At 73.0% G+C, this 7,331-nt stretch carries 8 protein-coding genes and 2 pseudogenes; 6 read left to right on the top strand and 4 right to left on the bottom strand.

Annotated features, from left to right (window positions below; all coding sequences use genetic code 11):
• From JNW87_RS11180 to JNW87_RS11170, 4 genes and pseudogenes are all read right to left on the bottom strand, one after another.
• A partial coding sequence (locus JNW87_RS11180) for a transposase (RefSeq protein ID WP_238453622.1) occupies window positions 1-666 on the bottom strand: 666 nt, incomplete at its 3' end.
• Complete coding sequence (locus JNW87_RS41465) at window positions 639-890, bottom strand: helix-turn-helix domain-containing protein (RefSeq protein ID WP_375373496.1); 252 nt, start codon at window positions 888-890, stop codon at window positions 639-641. The genes JNW87_RS11180 and JNW87_RS41465, both read right to left, overlap by 28 nt.
• A 650-nt stretch (window positions 891-1,540) precedes the next feature.
• Window positions 1,541-1,678, bottom strand: a pseudogene (locus JNW87_RS41460) (helix-turn-helix domain-containing protein); the annotation flags it as partial.
• Between the two features lie 32 nt (window positions 1,679-1,710).
• Entirely contained in the window at window positions 1,711-2,592 is an 882-nt protein-coding gene (locus tag JNW87_RS11170; protein WP_238453620.1) for a PP2C family serine/threonine-protein phosphatase, read from the bottom strand.
• A gap of 122 nt (window positions 2,593-2,714) precedes the next feature.
• Here JNW87_RS11170 and JNW87_RS11165 point away from each other — a divergent pair, with 122 nt between their 5' ends.
• The 6 genes and pseudogenes from JNW87_RS11165 to JNW87_RS11140 all read left to right on the top strand — a co-directional run bounded on the left by JNW87_RS11165 (window position 2,715) and on the right by JNW87_RS11140 (window position 7,328).
• Entirely contained in the window at window positions 2,715-2,951 is a 237-nt protein-coding gene (locus JNW87_RS11165; RefSeq protein WP_089010418.1) for an HTH domain-containing protein, read from the top strand.
• A pseudogene (locus tag JNW87_RS11160) lies at window positions 2,951-3,076 on the top strand (Clp protease N-terminal domain-containing protein); the annotation flags it as partial. The gene JNW87_RS11165 and the pseudogene JNW87_RS11160, both read left to right, overlap by 1 nt.
• Window positions 3,077-3,147: 71 nt before the next feature.
• A complete protein-coding gene (locus tag JNW87_RS40555; RefSeq protein WP_238453619.1) occupies window positions 3,148-3,528 on the top strand; it encodes a Clp protease N-terminal domain-containing protein in 381 nt (126 codons plus the stop codon).
• A gap of 233 nt (window positions 3,529-3,761) precedes the next feature.
• Window positions 3,762-4,763, top strand: coding sequence for a diacylglycerol kinase family protein (locus JNW87_RS11150; protein WP_109801829.1), 1,002 nt, complete (start codon window positions 3,762-3,764; stop codon window positions 4,761-4,763).
• Window positions 4,756-5,757 carry a YihY/virulence factor BrkB family protein gene (locus JNW87_RS11145; RefSeq protein WP_109801809.1) on the top strand — a complete coding sequence of 334 codons (1,002 nt, stop codon included), beginning with the start codon at window positions 4,756-4,758 and terminating at the stop codon, window positions 5,755-5,757. Before JNW87_RS11150 ends, JNW87_RS11145 begins: the two co-directional genes overlap by 8 nt.
• Window positions 5,758-5,837: 80 nt before the next feature.
• On the top strand, window positions 5,838-7,328 hold the full coding sequence (locus JNW87_RS11140) for a phosphatase PAP2 family protein (protein ID WP_109801810.1): 1,491 nt from the start codon (window positions 5,838-5,840) through the stop codon (window positions 7,326-7,328).
• Window positions 7,329-7,331: the final 3 nt, after the last annotated feature.

Below are 7,331 nucleotides of genomic sequence, written 5' to 3'. Positions count from 1 at the left end.
GCAATCGGCGACGGCGAGCGACACCGCCGACCGAGTTTCACCCACCTGTGGGTGGCCCCGCCAGGGGCCATGGGTTTCTTGGTTGTCGCGGATGATCCGTGTCGAGAGCTTGTGCTGCCAGTCCCGCCGGCTGTCGGCCACCCGGGCGTGCGCCTTGGCGACCTTGACGACGGCCTTGGTGCGGTTGTTGCTGCCCCGCTGCTTGCGGGACAGGTCCTGCTGCAGTCGGCGCAGCGTGCGCGCCGCCCGGCGCAGGAACCTCGGCGCGGTGATCTTCTTGCCGTTGGACAGGACCGCGAAGTGCGTCAGCCCCAGGTCGATGCCCACCTCGGGCTCGACCCGCGGCAGCGTCTCCTCCTCAGTCGTCTGCACCACGAACGAGGCGAAGTACCGACCCCCCGCATCCTTGATCACCGTCACTGAGCTCGGCTCAGCCGGCAAGGCCCGGGACCAACGTACCGGCACGTCCCCAACCTTCGGCAACCTGAGCCGGCCGTTGTCCAGCACAGCGAATCGAGAATTTCTGGTGAACCGGATGGCCTGCCGGTTGTCCTTGCGAGACCGGAACCGCGGCGGCGCGACCGTGCGGCCCTTCCGCTTACCGGACAGCGAGGTGAAGAAGTTGCGGTACGCGCTGTTCAGGTCCGCGAGGGCCTGCTGGAGCACCACCGCGGACCGCCCAGCCACGCCCGTTCCGGCGTCCGCTTCGCTTGGGTGATGACCCGCTTTGACAGCTCACCATCGGGCAGGTACGCCTCGCCCGCCTCGCGGGCTTCCCGGCGTGCGCGCAGCCCGTCGTTGAACACCACCCGCGCGCACCCGAACGCCTGCGCCAGCGCTGCCTGCTGGACGGGCGGCGGGTAGACGCGGTAGTTGTACCGAAGCTGCACATCGGACAGTCTGGCATCGGCATATGACAGACATCGGCAGCGTCCGCACTGCCAGGCACTGCGTCTTCGTCCTTCACGCCCACTTGGCCTTCGTGACGAAGTTCCGGTACAAGGTATTCACCCTGGTAGCGGTGGCGTAGACGGTCAGGTCGGGGCTGCGGGCCAGGCGGCGGACGGTGGCCCGGCCGATGCCGGAGGAGGTGCCGGTGATCAGCATGGTGGTCATGACGGGGCTCCAGGGTGGGTGGCGAGGCCCGCGACGACCAGCGCGACACCGTCGCGCAGCCGCCGTCGGGGCAGGTCGGGGTCGGTGAGGTCGCCTCCAGGCCGCGGGTGAGCGCGACCAGCACGTCGGCGGCCGCGCGGGCCCGCGGCGCGGCGCTGTCGGCCAGCGTGCCGGCCACCACGTCGGTCAGTTCCCGGGTGTACGCCTCGGCGAGGTCCCCGGTGAGCCGGGTGCTGGTGTCGAGCAGTTCGGCGGCGTGCCGGCTCTCCCGGTGCAGGCGCAGCGTCAGCTCCAGCTTGGCCGCGAGCACGTCGTGCAGCCGTTGCGTCAGGTCCGCGCCGGGGGCCTCGGCGGCCTGCCGCGCGTCGGCGAGTGAGCCGGCGAAGAGCCGCTCGGCGAGCCGGCGGTAGGCGTCGTCCTTGTTGCGGACGTACTGGTAGACGGCGGGACGGGACATACCGGCGGCGGCCGCGATGTCGTCCATCGTCGTGCGGCGCACCCCGTGCCGGGTGAAGCACTCGTACGCGGCGGCGAGGATCTTCTCCAGCCGTTCGTTCGACATGCTGACAATGTTTTGCACAGATTGTCAGGACGTCAACGGTGTTCGCGGTCGGAGTCGGGCAGCGACGGCGGCGCGGCGGAAGTCCGGCGCCGCCGGGGCGGCGGGGGAGGGGCGCCGTCAGCGCGGGGTGGGGATCGCCGGGTGGACCGGACGAGCACGGCGGTGGCGTTGTCGTCGCCGCCGGCGGCCAGGGTGGCGGCGAGCAGGGCGCGGGCCGCCCGCGCCGGGTCCCGGTCGGCCAGCAGGTCGCGGAGGCGGTGGTAGTCGAGCTGGTCGCTCACCCCGTCGGTGCAGAGCAGCCAGGTGTCGCCGGGGCGCAGTGGGACGGCGAGCAGGTCCGGGTCCGGCCGGTCGGGGTGGCCGACGTAGCGCAGGAGCTGGTAGCGGGCGCGGGCCGCCTCCGGGGACGTCGCCGGCCACCAGCCGTGCAGCACGCCCAGCCAGGCCATCGTGTGGTCGACGGTGAGCAGCTCCAGGAGCCCGCCGTGCAACCGGTACGCCCGCGAGTCGCCGAGCTGGACGATCCAGGCCTGCTCGCCGTCCGGCTCGGCGACCAGGGCGGTGATCGTGCAGCCGGTCAGCTCGGCCAGGCCGGCGCCGGCCTGGCGTACCCGGGTCTGCGCCGCGGCCGTCGCGGCGCGCAGCTCGCGCGGCCCGACGGTGGGCCAGCTCTCGTGGAGCCGTTCGGTCAGGGTGTCCATCGCAGTGCGGCCGGCGACCCGGCTGCCCTCGCCGGCGCCCATCCCGTCGGCCACCGCGGCGATCGGCAGCTCGGGGTCGACGTGCAGCACGTCGAAGTTCTCCGGGTAGCGGTGCCCGACGACGCTGCCGGCGACGATCTCCAGCGTGACGTGGCCGACGGTCAGCCGGCGGGCCGCCTCGACGGGTCGGTCCAGAAAGCGGCGACGGAACACCAGCGGACGTTAGCACCGCCGCAGGTCGCGGGCGGGGTGTCCGACGCGTGTCGGTGCGCGCCCGGCGAAGAACCCTGTCAACCACGGTTGACAGGGTTGCGGCGTCAACGTAAGTTGACACCATGAGTCAGGCAACGGAACTCGCGGCGGCCGCCGGCAGCACCGACCCCAAGGTCGGGCTCCGGGCCGTGCTCGCCCTGCGCCGGCTGCTCGAACGGCTGGAGGTGGTCCAGGTGGACAACGCCCGTCGACAGGGCTGGTCCTGGCAGGAGATCGCCGACGCGCTCGAGGTCAGCCGGCAGGCGGTCCACAAGAAGCACGCCGGGCGGCCGGCGGTCCGAGGCAGCTGGGAGGCGTGATGTTCGAACGGTTCACCGACCGCGCCCGGGAGGTCGTGCGGCGCGCCCGCGACGAGGCCCGGGCCGAGGGGCAGCGACCGGTCGGCACCGAGCACCTGCTGCTCGGCGTCCTCGCAGACGACGGCAACCTCGCCGTGCGGGTCCTCACCGACCTCGGTGTCCGGGCCGACGACCTGCGGGCCGCGTCCGGCGGCACGTGGCGCGCGGTGGCGTCGGGCTCGGTGACGCCGACGCGGCCGCGCTGCGGGAGATCGGCATCGACCTGGCCGCCATCGTGGCCCGGATCGAGGAGTCCTTCGGCCCCGACGCGCTGCGCGAGGCGGTGCCCGCCCCGCGTCGCCGCTGGGGTCGCCGCCGGTACGCCGGCGGTCCGTTCTCACCCCGGTCCAAGAAGGTGCTGGAGCTGTCGCTGCGGGAGGCGATCCGGCTGCGGCACCACCACATCGGCACCGAGCACATCCTGCTCGGCCTGCTCCGCGAGGGGCAGGGGCTGGCCGCGCTCGTCCTCACCGAGGCGGGTGTCGACCTCGACGACCTGCGCCGGCGGGTGGAGACGGCACTGCGGACGGCGGCCTGACTCCGAGGACGCCGAGCGGTTCCACCCGGAGAGCCCGCGGAGTGGGGCGAGGGGCGACCGGCTGGCTCGGCACCACCGCGGCCCACGATCTCGCGACCGCTTGTGACCGAGGCCGCCGAGCGCACCACCCGGCGCGAGCGGCCACGGTGACCGATTCTGAAACCTTTCCGCCGTGCGCGCACCATCACCGTCGCCGAGTCGCCGCCCGACCGGAGTTGCTGCACACTGACGCCGTGGACAGCGGACAGGACAAGCCGACGGCAGCTGACGCCGGGCTGCGCTCGGCCGTGGTGGTCAACCCGGTCAAGGTGGCCGATCTGGACGAGTTCCGCCGCACCGTGGACGGCGCCCTCACCGCCGCCGGCTGGCCGGCGCCGACCTGGTACGAGACCACCGTCGAGGACCCGGGGCGCGGCCAGACCGAGCAGGCCGTGCGGGCGGGCGCCCAGGTCGTCTTCGCCTGCGGCGGGGACGGCACGGTGATGGCCTGCGTCACCGCGCTGGCCGGCACGGACGTCGCGCTCGCCGTGCTGCCCCTGGGCACCGGCAACCTGCTCGCCGCCAACCTGGGCCTCTCCAACGACCTGGCCGCCGGCCTGCAGATCGCCGTGGAACGCGGACGCCGCCGGCTGGACGTCGGCGTCGTCGACGACCAGTGCTTCGCCGTGATGGCCGGGATGGGCTTCGACGCCCAGATGCTCGACTCCACCTCCGAGACTACGAAGGCGCGGATCGGCTGGCCGGCGTACATCGTGGGGGCCGCGAAGCACCTGCGGGACCGGCCGATGCGGGTCTCCATCCGGATCGACGACCGGCCGCCGCTGCGCCGCCGGGCCCGTTCCGTGCTGGTCGCCAACGTCGGCCGCCTCCAGGGCGGCGTACGGCTGCTCACCGACGCCGAGCCGGACGACGGCTGGCTCGACGTCGCCGTGCTCACCCCCCGCACGCTCGGGCACTGGCTGGCGATGGGCTGGGCCCTGGTGCGCCGCCGGGGCAGCGTGCCCCGGATGGAGGTCCTCAGGGGCCGCAAGGTCGAGATCACCAGCAACCGGGCCCAGCCCCGGCAGCTCGACGGAGACCTGATCGAGCCGGGCCGGTCGCTCAAGGCCGAGATCAAACCGGAGTCGCTCTGGCTCTGCGTGCCGCGTCCCGCGCAGCACCCCGACCTGTCGGTGGACGCCGACGCGGCGGCCGAGCGCGGTGAGCGCCTGGTCGAGGAGGCCCGACGTGAGTAGCACCCGGATGGTGCCGGAGACCCGGCTGATGGCCCAGGAGGAGCTGTCGGCCGACGACGCCTGGCACACGCTGCGCCGCCACGGCGGCTGGCGCCTGCTGCGGGACGCCTTCATCCGGTTCCGCTACGGCGACGGGTTCAGCCACTCCCGAGCGTTCGCGCTCCAGTTCTGCCTGGCCGTGGTGCCCTTCCTGATCGCGCTCACCGGTCTGATCACCGACCTGGGCGCCGACGAGGGGGGCAAGGTCGTCGCCGACACCGTGCTCGCGCTCACCCCCGGGCAGAGCGAGTCGGTCGTGCAGGACCTGCTCGGCGACAGCGAGCGGACCGAACGCGCCGGCGAGCTGGCGCTGACTCTCGGCCTGCTGACCGGCCTCGTCGCGCTCACCACGACCATGGCCCAGATCGAGCGCGGCGCCAACCGGATCTACGGGGTCGAGCGGGACCGTCCGGCGCTGGCCAAGTACGTCCGGGCCGCGATCCTCGCGGTGACCGCCGGCGTGCCGGCACTGATCGGCTTCCTGATCCTGGTCGGTGGCCGGGCGATGGGCGACTCGGTGCAGCGGCACTACGAGTGGGGCGGCCTCGCCAACGCCGCCTGGGACGTGGTCCGCTGGCCGCTGAGCCTGGGGCTCACCGTGGTCGCCGTGGCGGTGCTCTTCCGACACGCGCCCCGACGCAACCAGCCCGGCCTGTCCTGGCTCTTCTTCGGTGCCGGCATCGCCACCGTGCTGTGGTGGCTGGCCAGCCTGCTGCTGGCCGCGTACGTCAAGCTCAGCGGCGGCTTCGGGCAGACCTACGGCGCGCTGACCGGGATGATGGCCCTGCTGCTCTGGGCCAACCTCACCGGGATGGCGCTCTTCGGCGGGCTGGCCTTCGCCGCCCAGCTCGAGGCGATGCGGATCGGCGTGGCGGAGCCGGCGCAGCCGGACCTGTGGGAACCGGAGGCCGAACGCGAGGAAGTCCTCGACACGGGGGAAATGACCTCGCTCTGACCCGGACGCGCCGCGGGCCGCGTGTATCCGGTGCGCGAATCGGGTACTGCGCGCCTCGCAGAGGACAAGGGAGGTGCGGGGTGACCGCGGTCAAGGAGACGATGCGACGGCCGCTGGGGCATTTCGCGGAGCGGAGCGTCGCGGGGCTGCTGGCCGTCGTCGGCGCCGGTGCCGGGTTCGGCGTGCTGCTGATGCTCGTCCGGTTCAAGTGGGGCCCCCTGTACCACGCCGACCACGAGGCGGCCGAGTGGTTCAACGGTCTCGTCGCGCCGCACCACGCCCTGGTCACCGTGCTCCAGGCGGTCACCGACCTCGGTGGCCGTCCGGTGCTCATCTGGCTGGTCACCATCGCCGTGGTCGGCCTGCTGATCCGCCGGCAGTCCCGGCTGGCGGTCTACCTGATCATCACTGGGGTCGGTGGCCTGATCCTCGACCCGTCGCTGAAGGCGCTGGTCGGTCGGCTCCGGCCGGTGGTCGACGTGCCGATCACCCACGCGCCGGGCAACAGCTTCCCCAGCGGGCACGCGCTCGGCTCCTTCGTCGCGTACGGGGCGCTGCTGCTGGTGTTCCTGCCGGCCATGTCGCCCCGCTGGCGCAAGCCCGCCGTCGCGCTCGGCGCGGTGCTGGTGGCGCTGATCGGGCTGACCCGGATCGCGCTGGGCGTGCACTTCGTCTCCGACGTGATCGCCGGCTGGCTGCTCGGCGCGCTGTGGCTGGGCGTCACCGCGTACGCCTTCCGGCTGTGGCGCCGCGAGCGGGGCCGGCCGGTGCCGCCGCTGACCGAGGGCCTGGAGCCGGAGGCGGGCGAGGAGATCAGCCCCGCGCCGGCCGAGGAGCACGTGCTGGAGCACCCCCGCTCCGCCGTCGCCGAGCTGCTGGTCGGCTGGGTGATCGTGTTCGGCGCCCTGTACGCCTTCGGCATGTTCGTCAGCTATCACGCCAAGGGCACGTTCTTCGACACCCTGGACACCGTGGTGCCGCAGTGGTTCGCCGCGCGGCGTACCGACTCGCTGACCGGGTTGAGCTGGTGGTGGAGCAAGTTCGGTGACACCCACGCGATCCTGCTGGTGTCGCTGGTCTTCTGCCCGCTCGTGCTGGCGGTCTGGAAGCGCTGGCGTCCGGTGCTCTTCGTGGTGCTGGCGATGTTCGGCGAGCTGAGCCTCTTCCTCGCCTCGGCCCGGGTGGTGCAGCGGCCCCGCCCGGCGGTGGAGAACCTGGACGGCCACCTGCCGACCTCGTCCTTCCCGTCCGGCCACATCGCCGCGACGATCTGCCTGTGGAGCGCGATGGCGATCATCGTGTTCGCCCGTACCGACCGCTGGTGGCGCTGGCTCTTCGTGGCGCTGGCCGTGATCATGCCGGTCGGGGTGGCCACCTCCCGGATGTACCGGGGCATGCATCACCCGACCGACTTCATGGGCGCGATCCTGCTCGGCGCGCTCTGGATCGGCCTGCTCTACTGGGTGGTGCGGCCCAACGCCGACGTGCACCGGGGCAACCAGCCGGCCATCAGGTCCGAGCAGGTGCGCGAGCTGGACGACGAGCTGGCCAAGGCCGGCCGGGAGGACTGACCG

The organism is Micromonospora sp. ATA51, from assembly GCF_016802855.1.
GTDB classification, from domain to species: domain Bacteria; phylum Actinomycetota; class Actinomycetes; order Mycobacteriales; family Micromonosporaceae; genus Micromonospora; species Micromonospora sicca.
Note: the sequence above shows the minus strand (reverse complement) of the source record. Positions and strands in the feature narration are given on the sequence as shown.